This is a genomic window from Ornithinibacillus sp. FSL M8-0202 (assembly GCF_037975285.1).
Classification (GTDB): Bacteria; Bacillota; Bacilli; order Bacillales; family Amphibacillaceae; genus Ornithinibacillus; species Ornithinibacillus massiliensis.
This window is the reverse complement of the sequence record NZ_CP150248.1, coordinates 3417310-3434626: the sequence shown is the minus strand read 5'-3', so window position 1 is coordinate 3434626 and position 17317 is coordinate 3417310. Positions and strand designations below refer to the sequence as shown.

At 35.8% G+C, this 17317-nt stretch carries 17 protein-coding genes and 2 tRNA genes; 6 read left to right on the top strand and 13 right to left on the bottom strand.

The genetic code is table 11. The annotated features are described in order from the left end of the window. Positions 1-55 precede the first annotated feature (55 nt). The gene (locus tag MKY78_RS17290; RefSeq protein WP_339214446.1) at positions 56-271 is read left to right on the top strand and encodes a hypothetical protein; all 216 of its coding nucleotides are present in this window, start codon (positions 56-58) and stop codon (positions 269-271) included. 51 nt (positions 272-322) lie between these two features. On the opposite strand, the gene MKY78_RS17285 is transcribed toward MKY78_RS17290, so the two are convergent. The 8 genes from MKY78_RS17285 to MKY78_RS17250 form a co-directional block, all read right to left on the bottom strand. Next, positions 323-396: transfer RNA gene (locus MKY78_RS17285), tRNA-Arg, on the bottom strand. A gap of 7 nt (positions 397-403) precedes the next feature. Next, positions 404-477 (bottom strand) — tRNA-Gly (locus MKY78_RS17280). A 292-nt stretch (positions 478-769) separates the two neighbouring features. Then, positions 770-1282 carry a metallophosphoesterase gene (locus MKY78_RS17275; protein ID WP_339214444.1) on the bottom strand — a complete coding sequence of 171 codons (513 nt, stop codon included), beginning with the start codon at positions 1280-1282 and terminating at the stop codon, positions 770-772. A 13-nt stretch (positions 1283-1295) separates the two neighbouring features. Continuing rightward, on the bottom strand, positions 1296-1892 hold the full coding sequence (locus MKY78_RS17270) for an XTP/dITP diphosphatase (protein ID WP_339214442.1): 597 nt from the start codon (positions 1890-1892) through the stop codon (positions 1296-1298). Between the two features lie 11 nt (positions 1893-1903). Next, entirely contained in the window at positions 1904-2653 is a 750-nt protein-coding gene (gene rph, locus MKY78_RS17265; RefSeq protein ID WP_339214440.1) for a ribonuclease PH, read from the bottom strand. Positions 2654-2864: 211 nt separating this feature from the next. Continuing rightward, positions 2865-3932, bottom strand: coding sequence for a GerMN domain-containing protein (locus MKY78_RS17260; protein WP_339214439.1), 1068 nt, complete (start codon positions 3930-3932; stop codon positions 2865-2867). 229 nt (positions 3933-4161) lie between these two features. Continuing rightward, positions 4162-4974 carry a glutamate racemase gene (gene racE / locus MKY78_RS17255; RefSeq protein ID WP_339214438.1) on the bottom strand — a complete coding sequence of 271 codons (813 nt, stop codon included), beginning with the start codon at positions 4972-4974 and terminating at the stop codon, positions 4162-4164. Between the two features lie 32 nt (positions 4975-5006). Further along, a complete protein-coding gene (locus tag MKY78_RS17250; RefSeq protein ID WP_339214437.1) occupies positions 5007-5459 on the bottom strand; it encodes a MarR family transcriptional regulator in 453 nt (150 codons plus the stop codon). Between the two features lie 233 nt (positions 5460-5692). Between MKY78_RS17250 and MKY78_RS17245 the strand changes: the two genes are divergently transcribed. The 4 genes from MKY78_RS17245 to MKY78_RS17230 all read left to right on the top strand — a co-directional run bounded on the left by MKY78_RS17245 (position 5693) and on the right by MKY78_RS17230 (position 10477). Further along, on the top strand, positions 5693-5917 hold the full coding sequence (locus MKY78_RS17245; protein WP_010099041.1) for a response regulator transcription factor: 225 nt from the start codon (positions 5693-5695) through the stop codon (positions 5915-5917). 494 nt (positions 5918-6411) lie between these two features. Beyond that, positions 6412-7770 carry an IS1182 family transposase gene (locus MKY78_RS17240; RefSeq protein WP_339214434.1) on the top strand — a complete coding sequence of 453 codons (1359 nt, stop codon included), beginning with the start codon at positions 6412-6414 and terminating at the stop codon, positions 7768-7770. A gap of 1334 nt (positions 7771-9104) precedes the next feature. Continuing rightward, positions 9105-9944: a hypothetical protein gene (locus MKY78_RS17235; protein ID WP_339214432.1), complete on the top strand. Its 840-nt coding sequence runs from the start codon at positions 9105-9107 to the stop codon at positions 9942-9944. Positions 9945-9955: 11 nt separating this feature from the next. Beyond that, positions 9956-10477, top strand: coding sequence for a hypothetical protein (locus MKY78_RS17230; RefSeq protein ID WP_339214430.1), 522 nt, complete (start codon positions 9956-9958; stop codon positions 10475-10477). A gap of 443 nt (positions 10478-10920) precedes the next feature. On the opposite strand, the gene MKY78_RS17225 is transcribed toward MKY78_RS17230, so the two are convergent. The 4 genes from MKY78_RS17225 to MKY78_RS17210 form a co-directional block, all read right to left on the bottom strand. Next, positions 10921-11370, bottom strand: a complete 450-nt coding sequence (locus tag MKY78_RS17225) for a thioesterase family protein (RefSeq protein ID WP_339214428.1) — start codon at positions 11368-11370, stop codon at positions 10921-10923. A gap of 73 nt (positions 11371-11443) precedes the next feature. Further along, on the bottom strand, positions 11444-12208 hold the full coding sequence (sdhB, locus tag MKY78_RS17220; RefSeq protein ID WP_186870248.1) for a succinate dehydrogenase iron-sulfur subunit: 765 nt from the start codon (positions 12206-12208) through the stop codon (positions 11444-11446). 36 nt (positions 12209-12244) lie between these two features. After that, complete coding sequence (sdhA, locus tag MKY78_RS17215; protein WP_339214426.1) at positions 12245-13996, bottom strand: succinate dehydrogenase flavoprotein subunit; 1752 nt, start codon at positions 13994-13996, stop codon at positions 12245-12247. 27 nt (positions 13997-14023) lie between these two features. Further along, positions 14024-14641, bottom strand: coding sequence for a succinate dehydrogenase cytochrome b558 subunit (locus MKY78_RS17210; protein WP_186870246.1), 618 nt, complete (start codon positions 14639-14641; stop codon positions 14024-14026). Between the two features lie 280 nt (positions 14642-14921). Here MKY78_RS17210 and MKY78_RS17205 point away from each other — a divergent pair, with 280 nt between their 5' ends. After that, on the top strand, positions 14922-15359 hold the full coding sequence (locus MKY78_RS17205) for a YslB family protein (RefSeq protein ID WP_339214424.1): 438 nt from the start codon (positions 14922-14924) through the stop codon (positions 15357-15359). A 79-nt stretch (positions 15360-15438) separates the two neighbouring features. Here MKY78_RS17205 and uvrC read toward each other — a convergent pair whose 3' ends face one another. Next, a complete protein-coding gene (gene uvrC / locus MKY78_RS17200) occupies positions 15439-17244 on the bottom strand; it encodes an excinuclease ABC subunit UvrC (RefSeq protein WP_339214422.1) in 1806 nt (601 codons plus the stop codon). Positions 17245-17317: the final 73 nt, after the last annotated feature.

The window sequence follows — 17317 nt, the reverse complement described above, 5'->3', positions numbered from 1 at the left end:
TACCTTCTGATATAGTTAAAGTAACCACACAATAACCTTAAAGGAGGTATTTCTTATGTTCAAACATTATACCATGAATCAAGTGGTTTTGCCCTTAGATTTAGAAGTCAAATTACAAGAAAATGATATTGCCTACGCTGTAAATAATGTGGTAGAAAATATTCCGATCGAGGCTTTCGATTTTTTTGGTGATACCCGGTTGTCCAGCCTATCATTCAAAAATATGGAAGTTTACCATATTAAAGTTATCCACAGTAACAGAATTTTATAATTTCCTAAACAAAAAAACTCACAACGCTTGTGGTTGTAAGGCTTTAGCTGACGTCCCAGGAGAGATTCGAACTCCCGACCCACAGCTTAGAAGGCTGTTGCTCTATCCTGCTGAGCTACTGGGACATATGTATGGAGCGGGTGATGGGAATCGAACCCACGACATTAGCTTGGAAGGCTAGAGTTTTACCATTAAACTACACCCGCATTAAATGTATATATTTAAATTATGATTACTCACGCAAAGTCATGCCCCTGCGTCTACTAGTTTTTCAAGGAAGTACATTCCTCAGGGCAACTCGTAGCTTATTCGGTAGATGTCTTGCTCGTGGCTAGAGTTTTACCATTAAACTACACCCGCATATCAATATCTGTTCCCTTTTGGGTCACAAAAATTATTATATGGAGTTTCAACCTAAAAGTCAATACTTAAATCCAAATTATCAATTTACAAAATATTCAACAGGAAGGGTGCTTGAAATACACCCCCTTCCCATTTCTAATCTAAAGCAGTTGTGTAAGATAATTCTTCTACAATTTTTCCTTCAACCGTTCGATACGTTATAGCAATACTATCTCTTTCTTCCCATTCCAGCACACAATACGTCTTCTCCGTTCGCATTCTTGGTAGTCGTATACTACCCGGATTTAGAAAAAGCTTATCGCTAACTTTCTCCGAACCGGCGATATGAGAGTGACCAAAACATATAATATCTGCATTGACCTCGTCTGCATAGTAGGATAAGTTTAATAAATTCATTTTAACATTATGTAAATGCCCATGAACAACTAAGAATGTTAGTCCACCAATCTCTTTAATAATTTCATTCGGAAATTCACTGTTAAAATCGCAGTTTCCTGATACGGTAAATACACCTTCTAATTCTTTCGCCCGATCATTTAACTCAGAATCTCCACAATGAAAAATATATGGCGCATTCTCTCTTTCTTTAATCATTGCTATTTCCTTCGTTAATCCGTGGCTATCACTCATAATAACAACTTTTGGCATGATATCCTCTCCACTAACGTAGATTTTGTATCCAATCTTCTAATTGAACCATCGCATTTCTCCGGTGACTAATCTTGTTCTTCTCTTCAGGACCAAGCTCTGCCATAGTCTGATTATATCCGTCTGGTATAAAGATTGGGTCATACCCAAAACCATGACTCCCTTTTTCTTCAAATGCAATAGTACCTTCACAATACCCTTTTTTAAAAATAGTGGTCTCGCCAGGTATCGAAACGGATAGCACACATACAAAACGTGCAGTACGCTCCTCTGTAGGGACATCTTTTAGTTTTTCTAATACCTTCACGATATTTTTCTTATCATCCTTAGGCTCACCTGCATAGCGAGCAGAAAAAATCCCTGGTTCACCGTCAAGTGCATCAATTACTAATCCAGAATCATCAGCCATAACTGGTATTTTTAGGATATTCGCAATACCTTCAGACTTCAGTGCACTGTTTTCCTCAAAGGTAGAACCCGTTTCTTCAATATCTGGAAGTTCTTGTTCTAAATCTAATAGTGAAGTCGCTTTTATGCCATACCGTTCAAATAGAACTTTAAATTCTTTCGCCTTACCTTCATTTTTAGTTGCAATAACAATTTCCTTCATCCCATTCCACCTCACTTCACTGTTTCACCGATACGCGCTGATAATTCACCAATTGCTTCCTTCTGGATGGCAAAAATATCACTCAATCCTTCATTTGCTAATGCTAACAAGGTTTGTAATTGTGCCATTGAAAAAGTAGCCTCTTCACCAGTTCCCTGAATTTCTACAAACTCACCAGAGCCAGTCATCACGATATTCATATCCACATTAGCCATCGAATCTTCTTCATAGTTCAAATCTAATATTTCCGTTCCATCTGGTAATACACCAACCGATGTAGCAGCAAGAAAATCTGTTACAGGCATTTTCTTTAATGTATTCGTTTGTAAAAGCTTCCCAAAAGCAAGAACCATTGCAACAAAAGCTCCTGTTATGGAGGCTGTTCTTGTACCACCATCTGCTTGAATGACATCACAATCAATCCAAACCGTTCTTTCACCAATTTGATCCAAATCAACTACTGAGCGAAGTGCACGCCCAATTAGCCTCTGAATCTCCATCGTTCTTCCTGAAACCTTTCCTTTAGATGATTCACGAATATTTCTATCTTGGGTAGCACGTGGTAGCATCGCATATTCTGCCGTAATCCACCCTTTTCCTTGACCACGCATGAAAGGAGGAACCCTGTCTTCAATCGTAGCATTACAAATAACTTTTGTATCGCCTACTTGAATAAATACAGAGCCTTCTGGATGCTTAATAAAATCTGTTGTAATCGTAATTGGTCGTAAGCTATTAACATTTCTTTGATCTGTTCTCATATTAATTTCCTCCTTAACAAACTTAGCTTATCATATTTTACTGGAAAGATTCACCTTATACAATTGTTTTAGAAGATACTTGTAATCCTTTACTCCTTCCCCTCTAACTGCTAATCGACAATAAGTAAAAAAAATCATAGCATGACAACTATGATCCATATCACCTACAAAAAAGGAGACAGATATAAATCCGTTCTCCTTCTCAATAATTCTATAATTTTTCTGATGGGATGATTGATTCCCTTGTTACTGGCTCTGTATACACTTCGCCACTTTCATTTGCAATTTGCTCAACGTTTTCTACTTTTATATTTACTGCTTCAATTGATTCTTGCTCTGTTAATGTACGAACCAACGTTTCCATCACAGCATCTGCAATGACACCATTTTCCATATCCTTCAACACATCTTGGCTAAATACGAGATCCAGTACACCACTATTTAATTTTGGATCATCGACTAATATGGTTTCGTCATTGAATACGTGCATCAAATTCGTCTCATAAGCTGGTCCATCAATTAAAGCCTGGACAATTGCTTGATGTAGATTACCATCCTTTGCTTGCACATATTGGGTTACTGGTACGAAATATTGATTATTTTCATGTTCGGTTGGGAAGTACATTGTGACAGCCTTACTATTAATCAAGTCTACGGTATCAGATTCCACAATATTAATTCCGTTTGCTCGAGTATAGCCATTAGCAATTGGTGTACCATTTACTGGCATAGCCTTTAAGTCTTGACCACCTACACGAAGCTTCACACGTTCCACATTATCAAACTGTGTGAGTGTAAATGTCATTGCCTCTAAAATTTGTTTTTCCTCTGAAGCAGCATATTCTGTAAAATCCTCTGATAAATCTACTGTTATCGTCCCTTCAGAAATATCAACACCTAGAATCTCTGTATCAGCTGGAAGTACTGCTTGGAATCCGTTTGGTAATAATGCTGTTACAGGTCCATCCTTAACCATGTATTCTAGTACTTGAGCTGCCACTTCCTTAGATTCTGGTACTGGTAGTTCAAGTGATTGCGGTGCTACCAATCCATTCGAATCTAGTAAAAACAGTTGACGTTCCACCGTTTGAGCTGTACTATCACTTTCCTCGTTAGCAGTTTCTTCCTTGTCTGTGGCTGAATCCTCTTTTCCATCAACTTCTTCCGCATTTGGTGGTGGATCCATATCTTGTAATGATTGTTCGCCTTGGAAACATCCAGTTAATAGTAGTAGTGTACAAGAAGTAGTGATTAACATTAGCAAAAATCGCTTTCTCATGTCATTCCCTCCTACGATAGTTTGTACTACTATATATACGAGCCCTTCATTCATTTTAGACCTGATGAATGAAATTTGTAGCTGATAAGTAAAAAACACATAAAAACTGAGGTTGACTCCTATTATTAGAGTCAACCTCAGTTTCATCTATCCTGTCTCCATATACCGGCTATTCATGAAGATACCTAATTTTCTTAAAAACGCTATCTACACAAAAGAACAACACAAACTAGATAACAGCTTTCTCGATTGAAACAGACCTTAGATTATTAATAGAACTATTAAAAATTCGCTTCGTTAATGTGGTAAACATATCCACATCCCCAGTGGTGTAAAATTGATGGTAGCAAGGAGCTAGCCCATCATTTAACAACTGATTCACTTCCAATATTGTACTGGTTTCTCTTGCCGTCTCTTCACTAGACGAAATCAACGTAACCTGTGGCCCAACCACTTCCTGGATCACATCTTTCAATAATGGATAATGCGTACAACCTAATATAAGTGTATCCATGGCTTTAAAGTCTCTTAAAGCCAATAACGAATCCTCCACTGTTTTCTTCGCAACATTACCGGAAAGCATTCCCTGTTCAACCAGTGGAACAAAAGCCGGGCATGCAAGCGCTGAAATATGGAGATTAGGTTTTATCATATTAAGTGCTATACTATATGCTTTACTACGAACCGTACCCTCTGTACCAATAATGCCTACATGATTGTTAATAGTAGACTTAATCGCTGCACGCGCTCCAGGCTGTATAACGCCAACTACAGGGATAGAGAGTTGTTCTTGTAATTCGGACAATGTATATGCTGTAGCGGTATTACATGCGATTACTAACATTTTGATATCTTTCCTTAATAAGAATTCAACCATTTCCCAGGTGAAACTTCTAATTTCTTCTGGAGTCCTTGGACCATATGGACATCGCAACGTATCGCCTAGATAAATTAGTTTTTCCCTCGGCAATTGCCTCATTAATTCATGTACTACTGTTAAACCACCGACTCCTGAGTCGATGACACCAATCGGTTTATCCAATTATATCCGCCTCTTCTAGATGTAATTTCGTTTTATTTTTCATTAATACTTTTCATCTGAGCATGTAACAGATTGAGAAGTTCTATCAGTGTCGTTGTTTGTTCCTCGGTAAAGTTCTCTAAGACATTATTTAAATATTCCTGACGCTTTAAAATAACCTCTTCAATAATGCGATGTCCTTTTTCTAATACATGTATCCGCACTACTCGGCGATCATTCGTATCTCGTACTCGTTCTACTAATTCATTTTTTTCCATTCGATCAACTAAATCAGTAGTCGTACTAAAAGCTAAGCCATTTTTCGCTGATAATTCTCCAATGGTCATGTCGCCTTCTTCCTTCAACCATTGAAGCGCGATAAATTGAGGATTTGTTATTGGATAGTTATTAAGTATTTTACGCCCGTTTTGTTTTATTGCACCCGAAATATGTCGGAGTTTTTTCTCTAATTTCGCTATCTGTTCCGGTGTACTATTGTTTTTCAAGACTTTACCTCCTGAACTTCCATTCAATATATAGTCATATTTTATCATAAAAGCTCGAAAAACTAATAAATTATTTTCAAAAACTATACTTCTAACGAAAAAAAGGTGTATATTAATATATTTTTCCCAATCGAGAAATGTGCGCACCGTTTATGGTTCATCACATAAGCTATTAGTGACTAAATAATTTCCCTTCGTCATGCAGCTCTATGACAGCAAGGAGGGGTTAACATTTGAAGGACAACGAGTACAAACCGAAGCAGTTATTAACTAAACGAGAAAAAGAAGTATTCGAACTTTTAGTTCAGGACAAAACAACTAAAGAAATTGCCCAGGAATTGTTTATATCTGAAAAAACTGTCCGTAACCATATTTCAAATGCTATGCAAAAATTAGGAGTCAAGGGGCGTTCACAGGCAGTTGTAGAGCTTATCCGTATGGGCGAATTAAAGCTCTAAAAGAAACCGACTTTCCTTTTTAGGAAGTCGGTTTTATATGTTCGTTGGTTACCATTATTAATCCACATAATGTTTGATTTGTAATAATTAGTTGTGTCATAGTAATTTTCCAAGTATTTATTGTTAAGGTAGTAAATGCTCCCTACACAAGGCCACTATTTAAGCATATTTGTTATCGCTTTAAATCAAATGCCTCATTATAACCTTAATATATTTGTTTGTCTAACTACATTTCACAGAAAAATTAATCACCAATATACCAAAGAAATAACACGTATTGAATCGGAACAAAGACTAGCAACTTGATACTATTTTCTAACTATATGGGTTACATATTAGTATATTAATAGTAATTTAAGTAATTCGAATGAATTTCATAATTCTTAGTCCATGTCTCCCAACGGTTTTGAGAGTTGAAAAAAGAAGCACCTCCCCAAATCTTGTATAATGGTAGTTGACTATACAACCATAAAAAGACTGAAGGAGTGCTTCTTATGACCATTATACGACAACCAAGTTTATTTGGCATCCAGGAATTATATGACATGGAGCCTACCCAAAAATATGATGCCATTATTGCAGCGATAGACTTGGATAAAATCTATCATGTAGTAACGAAAAAATCACGACTTGGCGCACCGGAAGAACTAAACTATGCCGCCATGATTATCTCTATTTTCGTTAGATATATTGAGCGTATTCCGATGGTAAAGGATCTTATTCAACGCCTCAAGGATGATATTACCTTTAAACTAAATTGCGGGTTCCTAGTTTCAGATAGGGTACCTTCTGAATCCTCTTATTCTCGACTCCTAACGAAATTAGTGGAGTCCAATATTTTGGAGGATGTATTTGAAAAAGTTGTCCTCCAAGCAATTGAAGAAGGTTTTATTACAGATGATACAGTCGCTATTGATGCCACTCATTTTGAAGCTCGTGATCAAGCACCATCAAAAGAAGAAAAGTCAAAACCAGAGCCGAAAAAACGTGGTCGCAAATCCAAAGAAGAGCGTGACCAATGGCTAAAAGAACAAGCTGAAAAGGAAGCTAGTCTGCCTCTTTATGAAAAGAAAATTGAAGCTCAATTAGACGCACCTTTAGATGAATTACGCTCTGAAATGCCTGTAGACCCGAAGTGGGGTGTGAAAAAGAATTCAGAAGGTAAGAATGTTTTTTGGTTTGGCTATAAAGGTAATTTAGCCGTTGGTACGTCGAGTCAGTATATTCTTCAGACTGCTTTTTCTTCCGGAAACTTACATGATAGTAAAGCAGCGATTCCTTTACTGAAAGGAATCCATGAAAATTTATCTCTTTCTTCCTTGTGTTATCAAACCATGGACGCTGGCTATGATTATGAACCCATCTACGAACAGGTACACCGCATGGGACAACGCTCAATCATCGCATACAACAAGCGAAATGAAAGAGAACCAATCGGTTTTGATAAACATTTTGCCCCTACTTGTTTCAGAGAGCATTCTTATCGTTACGACAGTTTTGATGCCAAATATGAAACCTTAAAATATACAAGACCAAAAGAATGTAGTGACTGTCCATTGGCTAACGAAGGCATCTGTCAAAAGGTTTTTAAAATGAAAATAACGACAGATCTTAGAAAATATTCGGCACCAGCTCGTGGATCGATGGCATGGAAAAATATTTTTAAACGTCGCACTGCGGTCGAAAGAGTTAATGCTTATCTTAAAGAATTCTTTCAACTAAACAATGTTCGATATCGTACTGGAAAGCGTGCAAAAGGTCATTTTGACATAGTTACGCTTGTTTATAACGCTTCAAAGTTAGCGGCAGATCGTATGAATGCACAATTAATTCAGCAGCAACAAGCCGCGTGATTATTGTTTTTTAAAAGTATATTTTAGAAATTCTGTAGGTCTGTGAATTTTTAAAAAGAGCAATTATGAAATTGATTCCGTTATGTTATTAATTTATTTCTTTTTTCAATGTATTTTTAACTAGTCTAACATAAAATCTGAATTGTCCTATATAATTATCGGGGTTTTTGTACTGATTAGCATTGTAGTAAAACTATATCAATACTTATACTATTAAAAAATTTAGTAATCACCTCTATTTCCAGCTCGCCATCTACATCTTTGAACTATTATTGTTACGTGACAAATGTAACTGAGAGCAGCACTTCTTTGCTCAACTCAGACCTACTCCGAATTATGAACTGCTGCTAATTGCAATTATTTAACCTCCTTCAAAGACTCTATATTGAAATATGTTCTTAGACCCTCTATGCAGATTAGACAGTTGGACTAACCTTACTAATCTTTTGTATTATCTTGTAAACCTTTTATAACTTTATATTTAAGAAAACTATCCCTTAGATTTATGTTTAAAGCATTAGAAATTAATATCATTAATAGACCTAATGGTCGTGACCATATAATTTAATATTAGTGATAGTTAGATGTGTGTTTTTTTGCTCTTTTTGCAAGTGCTGATATCGACATTTCACATCATTACGCATTTCTCGCAATTTGTTATATATGCATACACCTTCTTGATTTACGATGTAACACATGTAACAAAATTATCACTATAATTTAGAACTTTTTAATATAATATTATTTTATTATTTTTTAGGATAGTGTAAAGTAAGTATTATAGGGTGGTATGTTATAAGTCTGAAATTGGTGACGTTTTAATAGAGTTACGAGGGTAAGGAATCATTACGAGAGGCTAGTAAAAGAATTGAAAAAAACCATATATACCTTGATACAATTGAAAGAGGATATAATAAGCTTTCTTGTAAAAAAGCAAATCCTTCCCCTGATACATTGAAATTAATCTCAAAGACATATAATTATCCTTTAAAAAATAACCGGTTACATAGAAGAAACTAGTGAAAATGAGAACGAATATATCGCTTTAGCAGAATTTAATAATCAATTGAAAAAATACAGAATAGATCAACCAGACTTTTTTGACATAGAAAAGTGGAATGCTATGGGTCCAGAGAGAATGGAAAAAGAAGAACGACAAGACTAGCACACCTTTGCAGTGTGCTCTTTTTCAAAACTTACATAGGCATATTTACTCATAATGAGTTTTATCACCATTACAGAATTATAACTCTTGAAATATACAATTATTAATACTTACTAAATAATAAAAGTGCAATAAAATTGGGACTTCTTGATTATAATGGGGGATTTAAATGAAAAGAAAATTTGTAGCTGCAAAAGTAAATATTAATCAAAATATATTTAGTAATGAGCTTGAATCATTAATAGAATTAATAGCTGATGCAATTAAGGCTAAAAAAGTCTTAAAAAGTTCCCGTTCGAAATGGACATGGAAGTTTACTGATATTAAAGAAGACAAAGATGAAACTAAATGGTATATCACTGCCAACTTTGTCAAGTCACGTATAGAATCAAAAATGATTGTTGACGGAGATAAAACAGATCTTTATAAAATACCAAAACCAGTTGCTTATTTAAGCTATTTTTTTTACGATGTTAATAATGAAATATTAATTTTTGAGGAGACTGGTGATATTCAAAGGGAACATTTTATTGACGCTTTTGAAAGAATAATCTTTCAAAGCAATCTAAAAATAGGAAAAATAGAAGTGAAACTTATTCCTAAAGAAGATAGTGTTCGAGATCAAATAATGTCTATGGAGCATTTAACGAAGATTGAATTTGACTTAATACCACCTAACATGATTCCAAAGGATGCATATAAAGATTTAGGAGATATTCTTAATAAAGAAAAAGCACTACGATTAAAGACAGTATTGGAAAATGAAGATGGTTTAAACAAAGATGGTTTAATGGTAAAAAGTGGAATAGAGATGGTTCAAAATGGCTATGGCGAAGTTAAAGCATATGGTTATTCAAGAGTTAAATCTAAAAGAGGAACCAGAAAAAAACAACATACATTTAAATCCAAAGACTCAATTGAAATGGTGCAAGTTGAACGAACCAAATCCGATAATATAACTGGATTACTAGAAAAATTCAGACAACGTGTATATAATATTTTACATTGAGGAGGGATAATTTGAAAAGGAATGAACGAATTACTTATAAAACCACATCTTTTTTAGCATTATTTAGAATTTACAGATTTAGGACACTAATTTTTAATTTCAGTTTTTTAATAGCTGCTGTTTTATCGGCGTCTTTTTACTTTTTTTACAAAGATATCAATACCACTAACCAAATTGTTAACTTTGTTGGTACAACATTATCCTCAATATCCGCTAGTCTTCTAGGTATTGTTATAGCTGGATTAGCAATATTAATAGCATTAACACAAGGTAAGACATTATCTATACTATTACAAAGAAACGTATTACAAATTTTTCTATTTCCATTTTGGATATTGTCTTTTTTCTGGGGTATTTCAACTTTAATTTGTATTGCTATAATATTCCTAGATATAATTAATTTTAACTATCTCTTTTACTTAATTACTTTTGAGGTATTTATTTTTACTTACTCTGTATTATCTACTATTCAACTTATGGGGCACGCAATTAGACTAGGTTTATTTCTAGCCGATTATGAAAATGATAGTTAAATCATTTATTCAAAGGTTTAAGAGAGTAAATGATTTATTTTATAGCCAAATACCGAACGTACGTTTTCTTCAGGCTATTTCTATGACTTATATAACATCAGTACTTGAAGATTAGATAACTAAAAAGTTATATAAAATATTATCTTGTCTGTAAGAGAAATAAGCAAAACATGCAAATAGCAAGAATTCAAAGAGTCTTTTTTGACCGCAAACAAATGTCAGCTAAATATTATATTTATGGTCGCAATCAAGCTATTACCTTTAGATTCACGTTGTTGCACTCTAGAAAATCAACGTGAATAGTTTTTTCATGAACTATGCATTTTCTAAGAAATATAGGACACCAATCAATATAATGATTCCTGAAGCTTTCAAGGAGCTTCAGGAATGTGATGTAAATCGTTTGCAATGTATGCAGCATTGTAGGAAGTCGGTTTTATATGTTAATTGGTTACCATCATTAATTTATCTTTTATTTCTTCTCCAAGCTTAATCGGTCTGCCACTTTCCGGATTAATATAGACTATTCTCCCTCTTCCAGTTAAACATACCTCTTCCTTTTGATTGACACCCATATAATGGATGTCAAAGGAGGTATTACCGACGTGTGCTGCTTTTACATAGATTCTAAGACTATCTTGAAAATACAATTGCTTATGATAATCACACTGCAAATCAGCCACAATTGGAATCCCCTCTGCACTAGACGCATTATCAAACAAACCAACAGATTTTAAATACTCGATACGTGCCTCTTCAAAATAAATAAATGGGCTAACATTATTCACATGTCCGAACATATCTGTTTCTGAAAAACGAATACGAATCGGAATAAAAAAAGTGAATTCTGCTTTCCAAGCTTCAAAATCCTCAATATATGAAATTTTCCCCATAGCTAACTCCCCCTCCATTGATAAAAAAGACCCCTACCACGTTATTCGGTAAGGGTCTTGTTGTAAAAGCATATTAATGTGCGTTGTCACTGCCAAAGAAGTTCTTGAACGATTGGACAGTAGCTGCACGGTTCATCGCTGCAATAGAAGTGGTCAATGGAATACCTTTCGGACATACTTGGACACAGTTTTGTGCATTACCACAACCAACTAGTCCTCCCTCTTCCATTAATCCTTCTAATCTTTCACTTGCATTCATCTCACCTGTTGGATGAGAATTAAATAAACGAGCTTGAGAGATTGCTGCCGGTCCGATAAAGTTAGATTTGTCATTAACATTTGGACAAGCTTCTAAGCAGACCCCACAAGTCATACATTTTGATAGTTCATAAGCCCATTGACGTTTTTTCTCTGGCATACGAGGTCCAGGACCTAAATCGTACGTACCATCAATTGGGATCCAAGCTTTAACCTGTTTTAACGCATCAAACATACGCTCACGGTCAATAACTAGATCACGAACTACTGGGAATGTAGACATCGGCTCAAGACGAATAGGCTGCTCTAGTTCATCCACTAAAGCTGCACATGATTGTCTTGGCACGCCATTTATCACCATGGAACATGCACCACAAACCTCTTCTAAACAGTTCATATCCCATGCTACTGGTGTTGTTTTTTCCCCATTAGCATTTACAGGATTTTTACGAATTTCCATTAACCCAGAGATAATGTTCATATTTTTACGATATGGCACATTAAATGTTTCATTATATGGAGCAGAATCTGGGCTATCTTGACGCGTAATAATAAATGTAACAGTCTTTTGTTCAGCCATTTTCAGTTTACTCCCTTCACTATTTTGTAATCCGTCTTAGTGCTTTTTCGTATAATCACGTTTACGTGGTGGAATCAACGATACATCGACATCTTCATATGAGAATACTGGTGCATTTTCTTTTGCATCAAATTCTGCAATTGTCGTCTTTAACCATTCCTCATCATTACGTTCTGGGAACTCCGGTTTATAATGTGCACCACGACTTTCATTACGATTATAAGCACCAATTGTAATAACACGTGCTAAGTGAAGCATATTTTTAAGCTGGCGAGTAAACATTACACCTTGGTTATTCCAACGAGAGGTATCGTTGATATTAATATTTTCCCAACGCTCTAGTAATTCTTGAATCTTTTCATCAGTTTTAAGTAGTTTCGCATTTTCACGTACAACCGTAACATTATCTGTCATCCATTCACCTAGTTCTTGGTGAATTTGGTAAGCATTTTCTTCGCCACTCATGTTCATGAGAGCTTCAAAATTCTCTTCTTCCTCTTTAACACGTTTTTCAAATAGACTCGCATCCAGATCTTCAACATGTTTAGAAAGACCATCTATATATTCAATAGCTTTCGGTCCAGCTACCATACCGCCATAGATAGCAGATAACAAGGAGTTTGCACCTAAGCGGTTTGCACCGTGCTGTGAATAATCACATTCTCCAGCAGCGAAGATACCTGGAATACTAGTCATTTGATTATAGTCCACCCATAGTCCACCCATAGAATAGTGAACCGCTGGGAAAATTTTCATCGGAACTTTACGTGGATCTTCACCTACGAATTTCTCGTAAATTTCAATAATACCACCAAGTTTAACGTCTAGTTCTTTCGGATCTTTATGTGACAAGTCCAGATAAACCATGTTCTCGCCGTTGATACCAAGTTTCTGATTCACACATACATCAAAGATTTCACGTGTCGCGATGTCACGTGGAACTAGGTTTCCATAAGCAGGATATTTCTCCTCTAGGAAGTACCAAGGCTCACCATCTTTGTATGTCCATACACGTCCACCTTCACCACGAGCTGATTCACTCATTAGACGAAGCTTATCATCTCCTGGAATTGCAGTAGGGTGGATTTGAATGAATTCACCGTTGGCATATTTTGCACCTTGTTGGTACAAGATACTAGCAGCAGATCCGGTGTTAATCATAGAATTAGTAGATTTACCAAAGATGATTCCTGGTCCACCAGTAGCCATGATGGTTGCATCTGATGGGAACGATTTGATTTCATGCGTCTTCATGTTTTGCGCTACAATACCACGTCCAACGCCTTCATCATCCAATACAGCACCAAGGAATTCCCAACCTTCATACTTCGTTACTAATCCCTCTACTTCATAACGACGAACTTGTTCATCTAATGCATATAATAATTGCTGACCTGTTGTTGCCCCAGCAAAAGCAGTACGGTGATGTTGTGTACCTCCAAAACGACGGAAATCAAGAAGACCCTCAGGAGTACGGTTAAACATTACACCCATACGGTCAAGCATATTGATAATTCCCGGTGCCGCTTCACACATTGCTTTTACCGGTGGTTGATTGGCCAAGAAGTCTCCTCCATAAACCGTATCATCAAAGTGGATTAATGGAGAGTCACCTTCCCCTTTTGTGTTTACTGCACCATTAATACCACCTTGGGCACAAACAGAGTGAGAACGTTTTACTGGTACAATGGAAAATAAGTCAACGCTTACACCAGCTTCAGCAGCTTTAATTGTTGCCATAAGGCCAGCTAAGCCTCCGCCAACTACAGCGATTTTACGGTTACTCATTTGAAACCTCACTCCCTCTCTCTTTTCTTACACTCCATAAGCAAAAGTAATTAGTGTTCTGATACCAATATAACTTACTACTAAAAAGACAATTAGAGTAGCATATGTAACAATTTTTTGTGATCTTGGTGATTGCGCAATACCCCAAGAAACAAAGAAGCCCCATAATCCATTAGAGAAATGGAATACAGCAGAAAGAACACCAATAACATAAAACCAGAACATAACTGGATTAGTTAAAATACCTTCCATTAAGCTGTAATCTAAATCAGCACCTAGAGCCACTTGCACACGAGTTTCAAATACATGCCATGCAATAAATACTAACGTAATAATACCTGTTACACGTTGCAAGTAGAATAGCCAGTTACGGAAAAAGCCATAACGTCTGACATTGTTCTTTGCAACAAAAACAATATAAACCCCTAAAATTGCATGGAATAAGATTGGTAAGTAAATAACAAAGATTTCTAATGCTAGTACAAATGGAAGATTGTGCATAAAGCTTGCCGCTTTATTAAAGCTTTCTTCTCCATATACAGCAAAGTGATTAACTACTAAGTGGTTAATCAAAAATAACCCGATAGGAACTACACCTAATAATGAGTGTAACCTTCTGTAAAAATACTCCCTATGTTCCGCCATGTAATACCCCCCTTAGTTCTTCTGATGGTTGATTTAGTTAATAGTCTGACATTTTAGACAAAATAGACTGAAACTATTTTCACTAAAATGTAGAATTTGCAACATGTTTATTGTACGACTATCTCCAATTAGCGTCAAGAAAAGGCCACCCAATTTTTAGTTAAATTTAAATCGCTTACATCCTAATAGTAAGTCTTGCGAAATAATGAAATTGCATAGATAATAAGAGTATACTTATAATGTAATATGTGACTTTTTACATACAGGAAGGAATCTAGCTATGCAGAAAAAACAAGAGAAACTTCCAGTAGAAATATTGGATAAGATTCAATCAACTGGTGCTGGATATGATGTCTTACGATACATAGGCTTACCAGACGTATTTGGATCCGAGGCAGATGCCCTACTATATTTTATGGGGAAAGGCCTAGCAAGAAAATTTAATTTCCAATCTATGGGGGATGTCATCTATTTCTTCGAGAAAATGGGTTGGGGACGCCTTGAATTAATTAAGGAGAAAAATAACAAATTAGAATTTCATCTCCTAGCCGATTCCGTTGTTCAACGTTTAAAAATGCCAATAAATACAGAATTTCGAATAGAAGCTGGATTTCTAGCAGAGGCAATTTCTATATTAAAAAATGTTGAGTGCGAATGTGTTGAAGAAATAAGAGCAAAAATTCATCAAGTTGAATTTACTGTTCTATTTGTAGATTAAACGAAGTGTATAACGCCTGAGTGAAGTCAGCTCTATTTGGTACGAAAAAAAGAGGACGCATAGACTTATCCAGTTTACTTTAGGATTCGTCTTTTGCACCCTCTTCTTTTTTCTCCTCATTTAAATGCGTTAAAACAATCTCAGCAATGTTGTGTGGTATTCCTAGCTTCGTAATCTCTTCTACCTTTGCATTGCGTATTTCTTTTACCGATTTAAAATGGGATAATAATAGCTTTCTTCTTTTTTCTCCAACGCCTGGAATCTTATCTAATTCGGATTGGAAAAGATTCTTTCCTCTTAATTGCCTATGGAACGTAATGGCAAAACGGTGAACCTCATCTTGAATGCGTTGAATCAAATAGAACTCTTGAGATTGTCTAGATAACGGGACTACAGCAGGCGGAAACCCGTACAGCAATTCGCTAGTTCTATGTTTATCGTCTTTAGCAAGCCCACATAATGGGATATCTAATCCTAATTCATTTTCTAACACATCTAATGCCGCACTCATTTGCCCTTTACCACCATCTACAATCACTAAATCCGGCAATGGTAGTGACTCCTTTAAAACGCGTGTATACCTTCGTCTAATCACTTCGCGCATTGTTTCATAGTCATCTGGACCTTGAACATCTTTAATCTTATATTTACGATAATCCTTCCTGCTCGGCTTTCCATCCACAAACACAACCATTGCCGAAACCGGATCTGTACCTTGAATATTGGAATTATCAAACGCTTCTATACGAAGTGGAATTTCAATATTCAATGCTTGACCAAGCTTCTCTACTGCTAATATAGTTCTTTCTTCATCTCGTTCAATAATAGAGAATTTCTCTGATAAAGAAGCCTTGGCATTTTCCATCGCCAATTCGACTAACTCTTTTTTTCTACCTCGGTATGGCGTGTGTACATCTATCTCTAAAAGTTCTTCTAAAACCTTGGTATCTGTACCGATAGGAACGAAAATCTGCTTTGGTTTCGGATGATTTTCATGGAGATAAAATCTACCAATGAAACTAAGAAACGTATCCTCTGCCTCATCAAAGAAAGGAAAAACGGAAACATCTCGTTCTATTAACTTTCCTTGACGGATAAAGAACACTTGGATACACATCCAACCTTTGTCATAGCTATAACCAAATACATCCCGGTCTACGCTATCATTTAATGTCATCTTCTGCTGTTCCATGACAACTTCAATATGCTGGATTTGATCACGTAGTTCCTTTGCCCGTTCAAAGTTTAATTGTTCACTAGCAGCTTGCATTTTTTGTGTAAGTGTTTGTTTTATATGCTTGAATCCACCTTGGAGAAATGATTGAATCTCTTGCACAATATCTTTATAAAAACTCTCATTAGGTGGTTCATTACCACACGCAAGACACTGATCCATATGGTAATACAAGCAAGGTTTTCCCGGAGGATTATTACATTTTCGCAATGGATACAATCGATCTAATAGCTTTTTTGTTTCTCTAGCAGCAATTACGTTCGGATAAGGGCCAAAATACTTTCCTTTATCTTTTTTAACTTTACGTGTTATGACTAACCTAGGATGTCTCTCTGCGGTTATTTTTAAATAGGGATAAGACTTATCATCCTTCAGCATAACATTATATTTCGGATCATATTTCTTTATTAAATTCATTTCTAAAATAAGGGCTTCTATTTCTGAAGACGTGATGATATATTCAAAATCCTCAATTTCCTGTACTAACCGCTGTGTCTTTTGGTCATGTGCACCAGTGAAGTAAGAACGGACACGGTTTTTCAGTAGTTTGGACTTACCTACATAGATTATTGTATTATGTCTATCCTTCATTAAATAGCAACCGGGCTTTGCTGGTAATACTGCTAGTTTTTCTTGGATATTCTGGTTCATTATCGTCATTCCTTAAAGGTTAAAATGGCGGTAGAAAACAATCCCCTGTCACATGCTGCAACAAGGGATTGTT

Bases quoted from the DNA above. Each gene is read 5' to 3' on its own strand.
- MKY78_RS17235 (WP_339214432.1), top strand. From the start codon at position 9,105: ATGAAAAGAAAATTTGTAGCTGCAAAAGTAAATATTAATCAAAATATA.
- MKY78_RS17290 (WP_339214446.1), top strand. From the start codon at position 56: ATGTTCAAACATTATACCATGAATCAAGTGGTTTTGCCCTTAGATTTA.
- sdhB (WP_186870248.1), bottom strand. From the start codon at position 12,208: ATGGCTGAACAAAAGACTGTTACATTTATTATTACGCGTCAAGATAGC.
- MKY78_RS17260 (WP_339214439.1), bottom strand. From the start codon at position 3,932: ATGAGAAAGCGATTTTTGCTAATGTTAATCACTACTTCTTGTACACTA.
- MKY78_RS17240 (WP_339214434.1), top strand. From the start codon at position 6,412: ATGACCATTATACGACAACCAAGTTTATTTGGCATCCAGGAATTATAT.
- MKY78_RS17270 (WP_339214442.1), bottom strand. From the start codon at position 1,892: ATGAAGGAAATTGTTATTGCAACTAAAAATGAAGGTAAGGCGAAAGAA.
- MKY78_RS17210 (WP_186870246.1), bottom strand. From the start codon at position 14,641: ATGGCGGAACATAGGGAGTATTTTTACAGAAGGTTACACTCATTATTA.
- MKY78_RS17205 (WP_339214424.1), top strand. From the start codon at position 14,922: ATGCAGAAAAAACAAGAGAAACTTCCAGTAGAAATATTGGATAAGATT.
- MKY78_RS17225 (WP_339214428.1), bottom strand. From the start codon at position 11,370: ATGGGGAAAATTTCATATATTGAGGATTTTGAAGCTTGGAAAGCAGAA.
- rph (WP_339214440.1), bottom strand. From the start codon at position 2,653: ATGAGAACAGATCAAAGAAATGTTAATAGCTTACGACCAATTACGATT.
- uvrC (WP_339214422.1), bottom strand. From the start codon at position 17,244: ATGAACCAGAATATCCAAGAAAAACTAGCAGTATTACCAGCAAAGCCC.
- sdhA (WP_339214426.1), bottom strand. From the start codon at position 13,996: ATGAGTAACCGTAAAATCGCTGTAGTTGGCGGAGGCTTAGCTGGCCTT.
- MKY78_RS17275 (WP_339214444.1), bottom strand. From the start codon at position 1,282: ATGCCAAAAGTTGTTATTATGAGTGATAGCCACGGATTAACGAAGGAA.